The organism is Neisseria wadsworthii 9715 (genome assembly GCF_000227765.1).
Lineage (GTDB): Bacteria > Pseudomonadota > Gammaproteobacteria > Burkholderiales > Neisseriaceae > Neisseria > Neisseria wadsworthii.
In genome coordinates, this window is sequence record NZ_JH165159.1 from 1,565,671 (window position 1) to 1,579,149 (window position 13,479).

At 49.2% G+C, this 13,479-nt stretch carries 15 protein-coding genes; 6 read left to right on the forward strand and 9 right to left on the reverse strand.

Annotated elements, in window-relative coordinates; genetic code table 11:
* Window position 1: 1 nt before the first annotated feature.
* Both aceF and lpdA read left to right on the forward strand, forming a co-directional pair.
* Entirely contained in the window at window positions 2-1,648 is a 1,647-nt protein-coding gene (gene aceF, locus HMPREF9370_RS07165) for a dihydrolipoyllysine-residue acetyltransferase (protein ID WP_009116749.1), read from the forward strand.
* 93 nt (window positions 1,649-1,741) lie between these two features.
* Entirely contained in the window at window positions 1,742-3,529 is a 1,788-nt protein-coding gene (gene lpdA / locus HMPREF9370_RS07170; RefSeq protein WP_009116750.1) for a dihydrolipoyl dehydrogenase, read from the forward strand.
* A gap of 121 nt (window positions 3,530-3,650) precedes the next feature.
* Here the strand turns inward: lpdA and HMPREF9370_RS07175 are convergent, their stop codons facing one another.
* The 6 genes from HMPREF9370_RS07175 to mutL form a co-directional block, all read right to left on the reverse strand.
* The gene (locus HMPREF9370_RS07175; protein WP_040667027.1) at window positions 3,651-4,160 is read right to left on the reverse strand and encodes an RDD family protein; all 510 of its coding nucleotides are present in this window, start codon (window positions 4,158-4,160) and stop codon (window positions 3,651-3,653) included.
* An 8-nt stretch (window positions 4,161-4,168) separates the two neighbouring features.
* The gene (gene miaA / locus HMPREF9370_RS07180; RefSeq protein ID WP_009116752.1) at window positions 4,169-5,119 is read right to left on the reverse strand and encodes a tRNA (adenosine(37)-N6)-dimethylallyltransferase MiaA; all 951 of its coding nucleotides are present in this window, start codon (window positions 5,117-5,119) and stop codon (window positions 4,169-4,171) included.
* Window positions 5,120-5,282: 163 nt separating this feature from the next.
* Entirely contained in the window at window positions 5,283-5,522 is a 240-nt protein-coding gene (locus HMPREF9370_RS07185; RefSeq protein WP_009116754.1) for a hypothetical protein, read from the reverse strand.
* Window positions 5,519-5,848 carry a hypothetical protein gene (locus HMPREF9370_RS07190; RefSeq protein WP_009116755.1) on the reverse strand — a complete coding sequence of 110 codons (330 nt, stop codon included), beginning with the start codon at window positions 5,846-5,848 and terminating at the stop codon, window positions 5,519-5,521. The genes HMPREF9370_RS07185 and HMPREF9370_RS07190 overlap by 4 nt, the downstream gene beginning before the upstream one ends.
* A gap of 3 nt (window positions 5,849-5,851) precedes the next feature.
* On the reverse strand, window positions 5,852-6,304 hold the full coding sequence (locus HMPREF9370_RS07195) for a hypothetical protein (protein WP_009116756.1): 453 nt from the start codon (window positions 6,302-6,304) through the stop codon (window positions 5,852-5,854).
* A gap of 79 nt (window positions 6,305-6,383) precedes the next feature.
* On the reverse strand, window positions 6,384-8,288 hold the full coding sequence (mutL, locus tag HMPREF9370_RS07200) for a DNA mismatch repair endonuclease MutL (protein WP_040667029.1): 1,905 nt from the start codon (window positions 8,286-8,288) through the stop codon (window positions 6,384-6,386).
* A gap of 101 nt (window positions 8,289-8,389) precedes the next feature.
* Here mutL and HMPREF9370_RS07205 point away from each other — a divergent pair, with 101 nt between their 5' ends.
* Window positions 8,390-8,683 carry a hypothetical protein gene (locus HMPREF9370_RS07205; protein WP_009116758.1) on the forward strand — a complete coding sequence of 98 codons (294 nt, stop codon included), beginning with the start codon at window positions 8,390-8,392 and terminating at the stop codon, window positions 8,681-8,683.
* 197 nt (window positions 8,684-8,880) lie between these two features.
* Here the strand turns inward: HMPREF9370_RS07205 and HMPREF9370_RS07210 are convergent, their stop codons facing one another.
* Together HMPREF9370_RS07210 and HMPREF9370_RS07215 are read right to left on the reverse strand one after the other, a co-directional pair.
* Entirely contained in the window at window positions 8,881-9,363 is a 483-nt protein-coding gene (locus tag HMPREF9370_RS07210) for a DUF3465 domain-containing protein (protein WP_009116759.1), read from the reverse strand.
* Window positions 9,364-9,377: 14 nt separating this feature from the next.
* A complete protein-coding gene (locus tag HMPREF9370_RS07215; RefSeq protein ID WP_009116760.1) occupies window positions 9,378-10,124 on the reverse strand; it encodes a hypothetical protein in 747 nt (248 codons plus the stop codon).
* A gap of 77 nt (window positions 10,125-10,201) precedes the next feature.
* On the opposite strand from HMPREF9370_RS07215, the gene HMPREF9370_RS07220 reads away from it, so the two are divergent.
* From HMPREF9370_RS07220 to HMPREF9370_RS07230, 3 genes are all read left to right on the forward strand, one after another.
* Entirely contained in the window at window positions 10,202-10,453 is a 252-nt protein-coding gene (locus HMPREF9370_RS07220) for an NGO1151 family protein (protein WP_040667031.1), read from the forward strand.
* Between the two features lie 131 nt (window positions 10,454-10,584).
* Window positions 10,585-11,361 (forward strand): basic amino acid ABC transporter substrate-binding protein, encoded by a 777-nt coding sequence (locus tag HMPREF9370_RS07225; RefSeq protein ID WP_009116762.1) that lies wholly within the window; start codon window positions 10,585-10,587, stop codon window positions 11,359-11,361.
* A 91-nt stretch (window positions 11,362-11,452) separates the two neighbouring features.
* Entirely contained in the window at window positions 11,453-12,301 is an 849-nt protein-coding gene (locus HMPREF9370_RS07230) for a 23S rRNA (adenine(2030)-N(6))-methyltransferase RlmJ (RefSeq protein WP_009116763.1), read from the forward strand.
* Between the two features lie 65 nt (window positions 12,302-12,366).
* Here the strand turns inward: HMPREF9370_RS07230 and ruvB are convergent, their stop codons facing one another.
* On the reverse strand, window positions 12,367-13,398 hold the full coding sequence (gene ruvB / locus HMPREF9370_RS07235; RefSeq protein WP_009116764.1) for a Holliday junction branch migration DNA helicase RuvB: 1,032 nt from the start codon (window positions 13,396-13,398) through the stop codon (window positions 12,367-12,369).
* Window positions 13,399-13,479 lie beyond the last annotated feature (81 nt).

The following is a 13,479-nucleotide window of genomic DNA, read 5'->3' on the forward strand; positions in this document are numbered from 1 at the left end:
GATGAGTCAAATCGTAGAAATCAAAGTACCCGACATTGGCGGCCACGAGAATGTGGATGTCATTGCGGTAGAAGTAAAAGCCGGCGATACCGTTGCCGTAGATGATGCCCTGATTACTTTGGAAACCGACAAAGCCACTATGGATGTGCCTGCCGATACCGCTGGCGTGGTGAAAGAAGTGAAAGTAAAAGTGGGCGACAAAGTATCTGAAGGCAGCGTGATTGTGTTGGTTGAAGCTACCGGTGCCGCTGAAGCAGCGCCAGCAAAAGAAGCGGCTCCAGCTCCCGCAGCACAAGCCGCACCTGCGCCTTCAACCGGCAGCAGCTTGGCTAAAGTGGAAGTGCCCGATATTGGCGGCCATGAGAACGTGGATGTGATTGCGGTAGAAGTAAAAGCCGGCGATACCGTTGCCGTGGACGACACGCTGATTACCCTGGAAACCGACAAAGCCACTATGGATGTGCCGTCAACTGCGGCCGGTGTGGTTAAAGCCGTTCATATCAAAGTGGGCGACAAAGTTTCTCAAGGCACCGTTATTGTAGAGGTTGAAGCTGCCGGCGGTTCTACAGCTGTCGCAACACCTGCGGAACAAAAAGCCGAAGAGAAAAAAGAGAAAAAAGCCGAACCGGCTCCTGCAGCTGCACCGGCCGCCGCCGCTCCTGCCCCGCAAACAGCTTCTGCTGCACCGGTTGCTGCATTCGGCAACACGCCGGTTAACGAAGCCGCATTTGCCAAAGCACACGCAGGCCCGTCTGCCCGTAAACTGGCACGCGAATTAGGCGTGGATTTAGGTCTGGTTACCGGTACTGGCTTGAAAGGCCGTATTGTCGGCGAAGACATCAAAGCCTTCGTTAAAGCTGCCATGCAAGGCGGCGCGGGCAAAGCCGCTCCAGCCGCACCTTCTTTAGGCGGCGGTTTGGACTTGTTGCCGTGGCCGAAAGTTGATTTCAGCAAATTCGGTGAAATCGAAGTAAAAGAGCTTTCTCGCATCAAGAAAATTTCCGGTCAAAACCTGTCGCGAAACTGGGTGATGATTCCGCATGTTACCGTGAACGATGAAGCCGATATGACCGAACTGGAAGAGTTCCGCAAACAGCTGAATAAAGAATGGGAGCGCGAGGGTGTGAAATTGTCGCCGTTGGCGTTTATCATCAAAGCTTCCGTAACGGCTTTGAAAGCTTTCCCGGAATTCAACTCATCTTTGGATGGCGACAACTTGGTATTGAAAAAATACTACAACATCGGCTTCGCAGCCGACACGCCTAACGGCTTGGTTGTACCAGTAATTAAAGATGCCGATAAGAAGGGTTTGAAAGAAATTTCTCAAGACTTAACCGAGCTGAGCAAAAAGGCTCGCGAAGGCAAGCTCAAACCCAACGAAATGCAAGGTGCAACCTTTACCATTTCCAGCTTGGGCGGTATCGGCGGTACCGGTTTCACTCCGATTGTGAATGCGCCTGAAGTGGCTATTTTGGGTGTATGCAAATCGCAAATGAAACCGGTGTGGAACGGCTCTGCCTTTGAACCGCGCCTGATGTGTCCGTTGAGCCTGTCATTCGACCACCGCGTGATTGATGGTGCGGCCGGTATGCGCTTTACCGTGTTCTTGGCAAGTCTGTTAAAAGATTTCCGCCGCATTACACTGTAACGCCGTTCAGACAGGCATCCAAACAATGCCTGTCTGAAAAGACTACCGAAGCAGCCGGTAAAATACCGGTTGCTTTCCAGAAAGGTTTAAAGAATGAGCTTAATCGAACTCAAAGTGCCCGATATCGGCGGGCATGAAAATGTAGACATCATTGCCGTAGGAATCAAAGCAGGCGACACAATTGCCTTGGAAGACACACTGATTACTTTGGAAACCGACAAAGCCACCATGGATGTTCCCGCTGAAGCAGCCGGCGTGGTGAAAGAAGTCAAAGTTAAAGTGGGCGACAAAATTTCTGAAGGCGGTGTGATTGCCGTTATCGAAGCGGCAGCCTCTGCCGAAGCCCCAAAAACCGAAAGTAAGCCGGAAGCGGCACAAGAAGCGCCCAAAGCAGCCGCACCGGCTCCGCAAGCAGCGCAATTTAGCGGTGCTTCTGATGCGGAATATGATGTTGTAGTGTTGGGTGGCGGCCCGGGCGGCTATTCGGCAGCGTTTGCCGCAGCCGACGAAGGCTTGAAAGTAGCCATCATCGAACAATACAGCACCTTAGGCGGCGTATGTTTGAATGTGGGTTGTATTCCGTCTAAAGCCTTGTTGCACAATGCAGCGGTAATGGATGAAGTGCGCCACCTGAAGGCCAACGGTATTTCTTATCCTGAGCCGGAAGTAGATATCGACATGCTGCGCGCTTACAAAGACAAAGTGATCGGCAAACTTACCGGCGGCTTGGCAGGCATGGCGAAAGCCCGAAAAGTGGACATCATTCAGGGTTTCGGCAAATTCTTAGATGCAAACCATATTGAAGTTGCATTAACCGAAAGCCAAGAATACGAACAAGCCACACAAACCGGCAGCAAAAAAGTGGTGGCATTTAAAAACTGCATCATCGCAGTCGGCAGCCGTGTCGTGAACCTGCCGTTTATTCCGCAAGACCCACGTATTATCAATTCTACCGGTGCTCTGGCGCTGAAAGAAATCCCGCAAAAAATGCTGATTATCGGCGGCGGCATCATCGGCTTGGAAATGGGTACGGTGTACAGCACTTTGGGCGCCCGCCTGGATGTGGTGGAAATGATGGACGGTTTGATGCAGGGCGCAGACCGTGATTTGGTAAAAGTTTGGCAGAAGCAGAACGAATACCGCTTCGACAACATCATGATCAACACCAAAACCGTAGCTGTTGATGCAAAAGAAGACGGTATTTATGTGAGCTTTGAGGGCGAAAATGCACCGAAGGAGCCGCAGCGCTATGATTTGGTGCTGGTTGCCGCAGGCCGCGCGCCAAACGGCAAATTGATTGATGCCGAAAAAGCCGGAGTAGCTGTAACCGACCGTGGCTTTATTGAAGTCGACAAACAAATGCGCACCAACGTGCCCAATATCTATGCCATCGGCGATGTGGTAGGCCAACCTATGTTGGCGCACAAAGCCGTGCACGAAGGCCATGTGGCCGCAGAAAACTGCGCAGGGCACAAAGCCTATTTCGATGCCCGTGTGATTCCGGGCGTAGCCTACACGTCACCCGAGGTGGCTTGGGTAGGTGTAACCGAAACTTCTGCCAAAGAAGACGGCCTGAAAATCACCAAAGCTGTGTTCCCGTGGGCGGCATCCGGCCGTGCCATTGCTAACGGTTGCGATCAAGGCTTCACCAAGCTGATTTTTGATGCAGACAGTGGCAAGATTATCGGCGGCAGCATCGTCGGCCCGAATGGCGGCGATATGATCGGCGAAATTTGCTTGGCGATTGAGATGGGTTGTGATGCGGCAGACATCGGCAAAACCATCCATCCACACCCGACTTTAGGTGAAAGCATCGGTATGGCTGCTGAAGTGGCATTGGGTGTGTGCACCGATTTACCACCTCAGAAAAAGAAAAAATAAACCTAGCTTGTGTGAAAGGCTGTCTGAAATTGTTCAGACAGCCTTTTTGTTAGTTTGGCAATGCCTGTCTGAAACCACTTTTTCAGACAGGCATCATTAACTTTCCAAATTAACCTGAATATTATTTTTTACGCAAATCTACTAAACGGGTTCCGGCAAGAAAGTCGTATAAAAACTGGCGGTCGGCATTAAACCATGCAAAACCCCAAGGCAGAATCCACCAAAAAAAGGCGGCGCCGAATGCGGGTTTGGGCGGAATGCCCCAACCGTGCAACGCGGAATAGGCGAGCAGCGGGATAAATACGATAAATACGCAAGCCCACATAAAGCGCAGGCGCAGGCGTGAGTGATGGGGCCGGCTGCCGGTTTGGTCGGTAAGGCCGATATGCCAGGTGCGCATGGGCAGGGTTTGGCCTTGTTTCACCCAATTGAGTTTGAAATAAAACCACCAGCCGGCCAGCATAATCAGGCTGACGGCAATTTGAGAAAGCAGCGGCGAAACAGGGTTGAGCAGCATAGAAGCCAGCCCGGCAGGCAGCCCGAGCGCCACGGTAATGGCTGCAGCCAACAGACCTTCATAGAGCAGAGAGGCCAGGCGGCGTTTAGGGGAAACGGTGGGTAAATGGGGCATGATATTGCTCATTTGATGGAATATGAAAAATATGATTGCGCGTTTTGCAGCACAACGGCTAAGGCATCATCAGATTGATAGGGGTCGATTAATGTGTCGGCCGGCAATTTGCGCAGCCAAGTCATTTGGCGTTTGGCAAGCTGGCGGGTGGCGGCTATGCCTTTTTCAACAAATGTTTCGTAATCGCTTTCTCCGGCCAGATAATCCCATGCCTGTCTGTAACCCACGCAACGCATGGAAGGCATATCGGCCGTGAGGCCGGGGTAGGTGGCTTGCAACGCTTTCACTTCATCTGTGAAGCCTTGTTCCAGCATCGTGTGAAAGCGCAAAGAGATATTTTCATGCAGCCGCTTTCGGTTTTCGGGGAACAGCGCAACCGCATGTATATCGAGGGGAACGGTATAGGCGGCTTGTTCTGCAAAGTGTTCGCTTAATGGCTTGCCGGTCAGCATCCACACTTCCAAAGCGCGTTCAATGCGTTGGCTGTCGCCGGGTTCCAAACGTTGCGCAGTAGCCGGGTCAACTTCCTGCAAGCGCCGATAAAGGTGTGCTAGCCCGTGGATTTGTTTGTCTTGCTGCAATTGCGCGCGCACCGCATCATCGGCTTCCGGCAAATCATTCAGGCCGTTTACCAGCGCGTGGTAATACATCATGGTGCCGCCCACAATCAGCGGCAAATTGCCCCGCTCATGAATTTCGCCACATAGGCGCAGGCAGTCGGACACAAACTCTGCCGCGCTGTAACTTTCGAGCGGCGAAATAATATCGATTAAATGATGCGGCACTCGGGCCAATTCTTCCGCGGAAGGCTTGGCCGTGCCGATATTCATATCCCGATAAATCAGCGCTGAATCCAGGCTGATGATTTCCATCGGCAAATGCTCCGCCAGCCTTAAAGCAAGGTTGGTTTTGCCGCTGGCTGTGGGGCCTAAGATAGCAAGTGCTTTGGGAAAATTCATAGGTTCGGATCTTTTAGCGGAAAGGACATAAATCTACAAAGCTTTCTGCAAAGCTGTCGTTTTTGTTAAAGCAGGTCAGCGGAGAGGAAATCACGAAAACCGGCATCAGAGCCGCTGCGCCCAAGCTTTTACCAATGTGCACTTTCTCACGCGAGTGACTACTTTAAACCGTTGCTTTGATAGGCGTTTTTAAAGCATGCTGCGCCAAAAGCTCGTTTCTGTTATTCAGTTCAATTAATTGCCCGCGGCTTCGGAAACGGACTTCAATGACTTCGTTTCCTTCACGCCAATCGGGATGGTTCTGTTTTATTTGCGTTAATAAAACCGGCTTGGACATTTTGGGTTGGTACACATTAACGTCGCTATCCAGATTTTCAAATCGTTTTAAATTCGGAATAATCACTTTTTTGCGTATCTAAAATAAACATTGTAGTCAATGAGCGCGCTGTTAGACGCGCTATAACTGATTTCCGCATTGGTAAACACAGTATGGTTGAGGTGGTTTGATTTTAAAAATGCGGAAAATACTTTGTTTTCATAAAACAGGTATTCATTGCGCTCCCCGATAACGTAAATATGATTCACCCCGTTTTTACTGTTTATATAAAAGCCGATTAAGTTTTCATCCGGCTCTTTTTGGGTACGGTTTCCATCGAGGTGATGCAGCCCGACAGCAAAATCGACGCAATAATAGCCGAAAATAAAGCTTTCATTTTCAATCCCCTGCATCAATCAAAGCTCAACCAGCGGCTCATTGAGCGCCTTTTCCACCGATTTGATCAAATCTTTAACCGGTATGGTAAACACGCCTGCGTCGCCCGCTTCCCAATCCTGTTTCCACAATTCATAGCCCTCGGAAATATCCGGCAACTCGGTTTTCTCCTGCTCTTCCAACTTGGTTACGCTTGATTTAAGCGCACCCTCGGAAACAGGCGCATGGGGCAGGGTGGTTTGGATGCCGTTAGCGGTATGGGGATTTTTCAACGCCAGATTGTCGATGTAGATATGGAAGATTTTTTTTTGCTTTTCGCCACGGTTATCGGCATCCACTTTAACGATATAAATGCGGGAATTTTCCTCGTTTGGGCGGTGGCGGTATTGCCAAACTTGGCCGACGGCAAATTCGTGCGCAACGGCGCTGAGCGGCAGCAGGCAGCAGAGTAATGCGGAAATTTTTTTAATCATATGTATATTCCTAATAAATGAGTAAGCAAATAGGCGGCAATGCCTGTCTGAACGGATTGGTTTTATTTTCAGACAGGCATTACTGCCCCCTTAAAAACAAAGCATCTAATTCCTTCAATGTGAGCTTAACCCAAGTAGGGCGGCCGTGGTTGCATTGGTTGCTGCGCGGCGTGTTTTCCATATCGCGCAGCAGGGCGTTCATTTCGGGTAAAGTAAGCCGGCGGCCGGCGCGGATAGAGCCGTGGCAGGCCATCGTGGAAAGAATTTGGTTTTCCCTCGCTTCAACCGCTTGGGAAGCGCCTATTTGGGCAAACTCGCGCAGCATGTCGCGCGCAAGCTCCGCCACGTCGGATTTACCCAGCATTTGCGGCACGGCGCGCACGGCTATGGTGTTGCTGCCCATTGCGGATAAATCCAAGCCGAATTCGCGCAATGTTTCGCCGTGATCGGAGAGCGCTGCCATTTCTTCATGGCTAGCGGAAAAGGTTACCGGTATCAGCAAAGATTGGCTGGGCAGACTGCCGTTTTGCTCGCGTGCGGCTTTCATTTTTTCATAATTCACGCGCTCGGCGGCAGCGTGCATATCGATCAGCAGCAAACTGTCTTCCGCTTGCGCAAGAATATAAATGCCTAATAATTGCGCAATGGCAAAACCCAAAGGCGGCAATTCACTGTGCATGCCTGCTGCCTGATGCCTGTCTGAAACGTTTTCAGACAGGCATTCTGCTGCCGGCGCAGCAAAACGGCTTTGCTCGAATGCTGCCAGTTCGATATCGTGCCCGGGCGTTTTGCGGTAAAGCTCGGCATAAGTATCCATAGCCGCGCGGCTTTCCTGCAGGCTGAGGCTGCGCTGTTGCGGCGCACGGGATGCAGGCGTGTAAGATACGGGAGTTGATTTAGCGGAAGATTCGCTTGTTTCAGAATGTTTTTCGGGAGCAACGCCGAGCATGTCGTACAGAATCGCGCCTGCGTTACCCACGCTTTCGGTTTGGTCGGCCCGGGTGGCCGCCAAGGTTTTGTTCAGAGTATGAAACACAAGCTGGTGAACGGCTTGGCTGTCGCGGAAACGGATTTCGGTTTTGGTAGGGTGCACGTTTACGTCCACCATCTCCGGCGGCAGCTCGAGAAACAACACAAAAGCAGGCGTGAGCGCATTGTGCAACACATCGCGGTAAGCTTGCTTCACCGCATGCAACATCACTTTATCGCGCACAAAGCGGCGGTTGACAAAACAATATTGCCGGTCGGTTTTGCCTTTGGCAAAAGTGGGCTTGGAAATCAACCCATGCAGCCGTACCAAGCCGTTTCCGCTGTCGACAGGCAAAGAAGCTGCTTGAAATTCTTCGCCCAAAATCGCGCCGACACGCTCTTCAAGGCTTTGCGGCGGCAGCTTGAAAATGCTTTTGCCGTTGTGCTTCAACGAAAAACCGATTTCGGGATGCGCCAAAGCCAAACGCTCAACAGTGTTGGCACAATGCGCGTATTCCGTGTTTTCTGATTTGAGAAACTTACGCCGGGCAGGCGTGTTGAAAAACAAATCCGCCACTTCCACAGTGGTACCGGTAGGGTGGGCAGCCGCGCGGCCGCTTTCCAATTTGCCATCAATAGCGCGAATTTCCGAAGCATGCGCAGCATCTCCCCGACGGCTGGTCAGCGTAAGCCGCGACACGGAAGCGATACTGGCCAAACCTTCTCCGCGAAAGCCCATGCTGGCCACATGTTCCAAATCGTTTAAAGAGGCGATTTTGCTGGTGGCATGGCGGTGAAGCGCAAGCGTGATGTCGTCAGAATGAATCCCCGAGCCATTGTCGGTTACGCGGATCAGCTTGATGCCGCCCGCAGCCAGCTCGATTTGAATCTCGCCTGCTCCTGCGTCAATGCTGTTTTCTATGATTTCTTTCAAAGCATTTGCAGGACGCTCCACCACTTCGCCGGCGGCGATTTGATTAATCAGATGGTCGGGCAGGGCGGCAATGCGTTTCATGGGCGTATCCATCAGTTTTCAGACAGGCATCATTATATAGCAATCATAGCAGAGCCGGTTTCGCTATATAATTCGTTTATTTTCAAAAACGGAGCCAACCCATGAACCAGCAGTTGCTCGGATTCTATTTCCTGCCCCTCGGCGTGTTGCTGATAGGCGCCGCCGCCTTGTGGCAAATGTATGTAGTTATGTCGGAAAGTTATAGTTTAAACCGCTTTAAGGAAGATAAACAGCGCTTGGGCGCCGCCATAGCCATGTTTTTCAGCTTTTCATTAGCAATCTATATCTTATGCCCCAATGCCCGAAAAAAAGGCTTGGTTTTCCTGATATTGGGATTTACAGGCGCAACATTGTATATCTTAGGCAAAATGTGGTTGCCGTGGAAAAACGCTTAGATGTGATAATAAACGCGACAGGAAACATGCTAACCGATACTGCCAATACCGATTTAGATAAACATCAAGACCACGGCTGGTTTATCGTAGTTATTATTTCCCATAATCATAATTATGTTAAATTTTATATCTGGGGTTAATTTAATACATTCGAAATTAAGTGCCCTATTTTAATCACTAATAACCTTTACCTAGTATCACTGATAAATAATGCCCTGATGCTTCAGCCAACCGTCTGTGTGCCGTTTGGCTGGATCATGATGTGTCCAATGGATAACGCCGCCTTGTTCGCTCCATTCATATTCGCCGTAAAAACCAACGGTATCGCCTTTTTGCAAACCTTTGATTTTGGGCGCTAAGTCGATATTGTGCGCAACGAGTAACGTTTGTCCGCTGTTTAGTTCGAGAATGAAGCGTTGATGGCGTGAGCCTTTATTATCATCGGGCAATGTTTTTTTCACTGTACCACTGCCTTCGATTTGCAGATTGCTTTGGCGGTTTTGATAGGCTTGCTGCAGAAGCTGTTCGAAATTTTGGTTATTTTGAACAGTAGTTTGTTGGCCGCGAGATTGGCTCAAACTTGTATTTGGTTCAGATTGCTTATTGGTTTTGTTGAAATGCTGCCAGCCGAAAGCGGCAATGACAGCAACAACTAAGCTAAGAATACTGTTTTTATTCATTTTTCAGACAGGCATTAGCGTTTGTATTTTAAATCATAGCGGATATCTTTCATCACGCTGGCTAAGTTGTGGTCCAGCACTTCTTTTACTAATCCGGGTGTTTCTTTGGCAAGAGTTTCTTGGATTTGATATGTGAGCACCGCGGTTTGTTTCTGTACTGCTGTGCGTATCATGCCGGAAACGGCGTCGGTTAGGTGCGGTAGTAATTTTGCTGTAAGGCGCTCCAGCAATTCTTTTTCAGATAGACATGTAACCGGCTGCTTGGGCGCGACTTGTGGGTTGATCACATTGATGCTTACCGGAATATTTTCAGTGGAAATCGGAGGCGTGTCTTTATCGAAAAATTCTTTTTGTTCAATAGCTTGCTCGCTTTTAATCTGACGCTTGGGATTAAGCCAAACGGTGTGTGTGCTTTCGATGGCGCTTTCTTCCGCATCACCTTGTAAAGCTGCTTGTGCAGCTATCCAGTCTTCTTGTAATAAAACGGCAGTATCTTCTACGGGCTGCTCGGCGGAAAACTCCGCGTTGATTTCTTCTTGCCATTCCCGCAGATATTCCTGCAATGCCCGTTCACGCGCTTCGGTTTGCGCGAGATTTTTCATGGCAGGCTGTGGGCGAATCGCAGCGCTTACTTGGCGTGCACCGCCTGAAAGTGGCTGACCGCTGTTTTGACGACGGAGCTGTTCGAGTTTACGTTCCCATTCTTCCTGTTGGCCTTGCGGAAGATTTTGATGTGTCGGATTGAATCTTTGATTGTTCATTCTTTGCTTTCTTTGCTGGCATTTGAAGGCTTATAATCAGTGCCCTATTTTATCAGATTATTTTCTAAGGAAACATGATGAACAGCTTGGAACAAAGGATTGAATTTTTGGAAGAAGCCAATGAGGTGGTGCGTATGCAAAACCGTGTGTTATCTACGGCTTTAAAGGGGCTTATCCGCGCCCTGCCGGCCGATATGGCGCAAGATACGGTAGAATCTATCCAACTGGCTTTTGAAGATGCGCTGGCTGAGTTGAGCTATGAAGACAGCCCGCATATTGATTTGTTTCATGATGTAACTTATTCTTTCTTTAGAGAAAAAGAGCACTAACCTTCTAAGGGGCAATATGCCTGTCTGAAAAAATGTCACTTTATGTAAAGTCATGATAAAATGCCCAATTCGACAGAATCATTTATCTGGCTCTTTCTATATTATTTATTTTCTGAAACAGGATCACGATCATGAATATGAAAAAATGGCTTGCCGCTACACTGATGTGTTCGGCTTTGGTAATGGGCGGCTGCGGCGGACAAGGCCAAAGCGGCGAACAAAAAGTGGATAAGGTTTACCGTGTGGCCATGAATGCGGAATTTGCGCCGTTTGAATCGTTGGATGCCCAAAATAATGTGGAAGGTTTTGACGTTGATCTGATGAACGCAATGGCTGCGGCGGGTAATTTCAAAGTGGAATACAAACATCAGCCGTGGGATAGCCTGTTTGCTGCTTTGGGCAACGGTGATGTGGATATTTTGGCTTCCGCTATCACTATTACCGATGAACGCAAGCAAAGCATGTCGTTTACCGATCCTTATTACAAAATTACCCAAGTGATTCTGGTACCGCAAGGTAAAAATATTAAAAACGTTGACGATTTGAAAAAAGCCAATAAGGTAGGCGTAATTACCGGCCAAACCGGAGATTTTGTCATTTCCAAAATGTTGGGCAAAGACAGCGCGAAGATTGCGCGTTTCGATACATTACCTCTGGTAATCAAAGAGATGGAAAGCGGAGGCTTAGATGCTGTGGTGACCGATAGTGCGGTAGTCGGCAATTATCTGAAACACAATGCCAACAAAGGCTTTACAGTGGTAGAGGCACCTGATTTCACTGAAGAAAACTATGGTTTTGCGGTGCGGAAAAACGATGAAGAAACACTCAAAATGCTGAATGATTCTTTGAAAAAAGTGCGTGAAAGCGGTGAATACGAAAAAATCGAAAGCAAATATTTTGCTAAATAAGCTTTTGCATCATTTTTTAATTTGAAGCAGAATGCCTGTCTGAACCATTCAGACAGGCATTATTTATCAACTCATTCATTTTTCTCAAACTATGCTCAGTTACCGCCACGCCTTCCATGCAGGAAACCATGCCGACATATTCAAACATTTTACACTTTGGCTGGTATTGGACTATTTCAATAAAAAAGATAAGCCTTATTGGTATATCGACACGCACAGTGGTGCCGGCGTATATAACCTTGCCGGAGAACAGGCTCAGAAAGTGGCAGAATACCGGCAAGGAATTGCCCTTTTACGCGCAGCTGCTTCCGACTTGCCCGAAACTTTGCAGCAATTTAATGCCTGTCTGAAAAACCTATTGCCTAATGAAAATCTTTATTGCGGTTCCCCGTTTTTGGCGGCAGCGACTTTGCGTGAAAGCGATAAAATGCGCTTGTTTGAGCTACATCCGGCAGATTTTGAGCTTTTACAAAATAATATTCGGGAATGGAAACTGGGCAGGCGCTGCATTACCAAGAAGGAAAACGGTTATCAAGGTTTAATCACCCTTTTGCCGCCCCCTACCCGCCGCGCTGTAGTATTGATTGACCCGCCTTATGAAGAAAAACAGGATTACGAGCGCGTAGTAAAAACGCTGAAAGAAGCGCAGAAACGCTTTGCGGAAGGCTGCTATATAGTTTGGTATCCTTGTCTTTCCCGCGAGGAAAGTCGGAAATTGCCGCAGACCCTGATAAAGCTTTCTCCGGAAAACTATTTAAATGCACAGCTCCATGTACATGCGCCGCGTGCTGATGGTTTCGGTATGCACGGCAGCGGCATGTTTGTGATTAACCCGCCCTACCTTTTGGCCAAACAGCTCGCGGATACTTTGCCGGCATTGTGCGGGCTTTTAAAGCAGGATAATCAGGCGCGATTTGAATTGGATTATCGGATTGCATAATCTTAAAAATGCCTGTCTGAAAACTAAATTTCTTTGAAGCATGGTTAATTTGAAAGCGATCCGGCTTACTTTTCAAACTTCATACCAAAATGCAGGTAGCTGCGCTCGGTGGCCATACGGCCACGGGGAGTACGTTGCAAAAAGCCTTGTTGGATTAAGTAGGGTTCGATCACATCTTCGATTGTGTCGGTGCTTTCGCCTATGGCAGCCGCCACATTATCCAGCCCGACCGGACCGCCGCTGAATTTATGTAGAATAGCATCTAAAAATTTTCTATCCATCACATCCAACCCTTCGGCATCAACGTCTAACATGCTTAATGCGGCATCAGCTGTGGCTGCGGTGATCTTTCCACCGCTCTTGATTTCGGCGTAATCACGTACACGGCGCAACAGCCGGTTGGCAATGCGTGGCGTGCCGCGGCTGCGGCGGGCGATTTCCATTGCGCCGGTGTCGTCGATATCCAATTGCAACAATGCGGCGGAACGGCCTACGATAACGGCCAAATCTTCATTACGGTAAAATTCCAACCGCGAAACGATACCGAAACGGTCGCGCAAAGGATTGGTCAGCATACCGGCGCGTGTGGTAGCACCTACCAATGTAAACGGCGGCAAGTCGATTTTTACTGAGCGTGCGGCCGGGCCTTCGCCGATCATGATATCGAGCTGGTAATCTTCCAACGCAGGGTACAGAATTTCTTCCACCACCGGGCTTAAGCGGTGGATTTCGTCGATAAACAATACATCATGCGGCTCGAGATTGGTAAGCAGTGCGGCCAAATCCCCTGCCCGCTCGAGCACCGGCCCGCTGGTTTGGCGCAGGTTCACGCCTAATTCGCGTGCAATGATATGCGCTAAGGTAGTTTTACCCAAACCCGGCGGGCCAAACAGCAAGGTGTGGTCAAGCGCTTCGCCGCGCTTTTTGGCCGCTTGAATAAAGATTTCCAGCTGCTCTTTGGCTTTTTCTTGGCCGATATAGTCGGCCAGCGCTTTAGGGCGCAATGCGCGCTCGAGTTGCTCTTCTTGGGCGGATAGGGTTTTCGGCGTAATCACGCGCTCGCTTCGCGAGGCAGTGAGGTTGTCGGTTTGCAGCATAGTGAGTGTTTCTATTTAAAATGCAGGCTATTATGATACCCGAAATCGGCAATGCCTGTCTGAAAGCTTTTTCAGACAGGC

Bases quoted from the DNA above. Each gene is read 5' to 3' on its own strand.
- aceF (WP_009116749.1), top strand. From the start codon at position 2: ATGAGTCAAATCGTAGAAATCAAAGTACCCGACATTGGCGGCCACGAG.
- lpdA (WP_009116750.1), top strand. From the start codon at position 1,742: ATGAGCTTAATCGAACTCAAAGTGCCCGATATCGGCGGGCATGAAAAT.
- HMPREF9370_RS07175 (WP_040667027.1), bottom strand. From the start codon at position 4,160: ATGCCCCATTTACCCACCGTTTCCCCTAAACGCCGCCTGGCCTCTCTG.
- miaA (WP_009116752.1), bottom strand. From the start codon at position 5,119: ATGAATTTTCCCAAAGCACTTGCTATCTTAGGCCCCACAGCCAGCGGC.
- HMPREF9370_RS07190 (WP_009116755.1), bottom strand. From the start codon at position 5,848: ATGCAGGGGATTGAAAATGAAAGCTTTATTTTCGGCTATTATTGCGTC.
- HMPREF9370_RS07195 (WP_009116756.1), bottom strand. From the start codon at position 6,304: ATGATTAAAAAAATTTCCGCATTACTCTGCTGCCTGCTGCCGCTCAGC.
- mutL (WP_040667029.1), bottom strand. From the start codon at position 8,288: ATGAAACGCATTGCCGCCCTGCCCGACCATCTGATTAATCAAATCGCC.
- HMPREF9370_RS07205 (WP_009116758.1), top strand. From the start codon at position 8,390: ATGAACCAGCAGTTGCTCGGATTCTATTTCCTGCCCCTCGGCGTGTTG.
- HMPREF9370_RS07210 (WP_009116759.1), bottom strand. From the start codon at position 9,363: ATGAATAAAAACAGTATTCTTAGCTTAGTTGTTGCTGTCATTGCCGCT.
- HMPREF9370_RS07215 (WP_009116760.1), bottom strand. From the start codon at position 10,124: ATGAACAATCAAAGATTCAATCCGACACATCAAAATCTTCCGCAAGGC.
- HMPREF9370_RS07220 (WP_040667031.1), top strand. From the start codon at position 10,202: ATGAACAGCTTGGAACAAAGGATTGAATTTTTGGAAGAAGCCAATGAG.
- HMPREF9370_RS07225 (WP_009116762.1), top strand. From the start codon at position 10,585: ATGAATATGAAAAAATGGCTTGCCGCTACACTGATGTGTTCGGCTTTG.
- HMPREF9370_RS07230 (WP_009116763.1), top strand. From the start codon at position 11,453: ATGCTCAGTTACCGCCACGCCTTCCATGCAGGAAACCATGCCGACATA.
- ruvB (WP_009116764.1), bottom strand. From the start codon at position 13,398: ATGCTGCAAACCGACAACCTCACTGCCTCGCGAAGCGAGCGCGTGATT.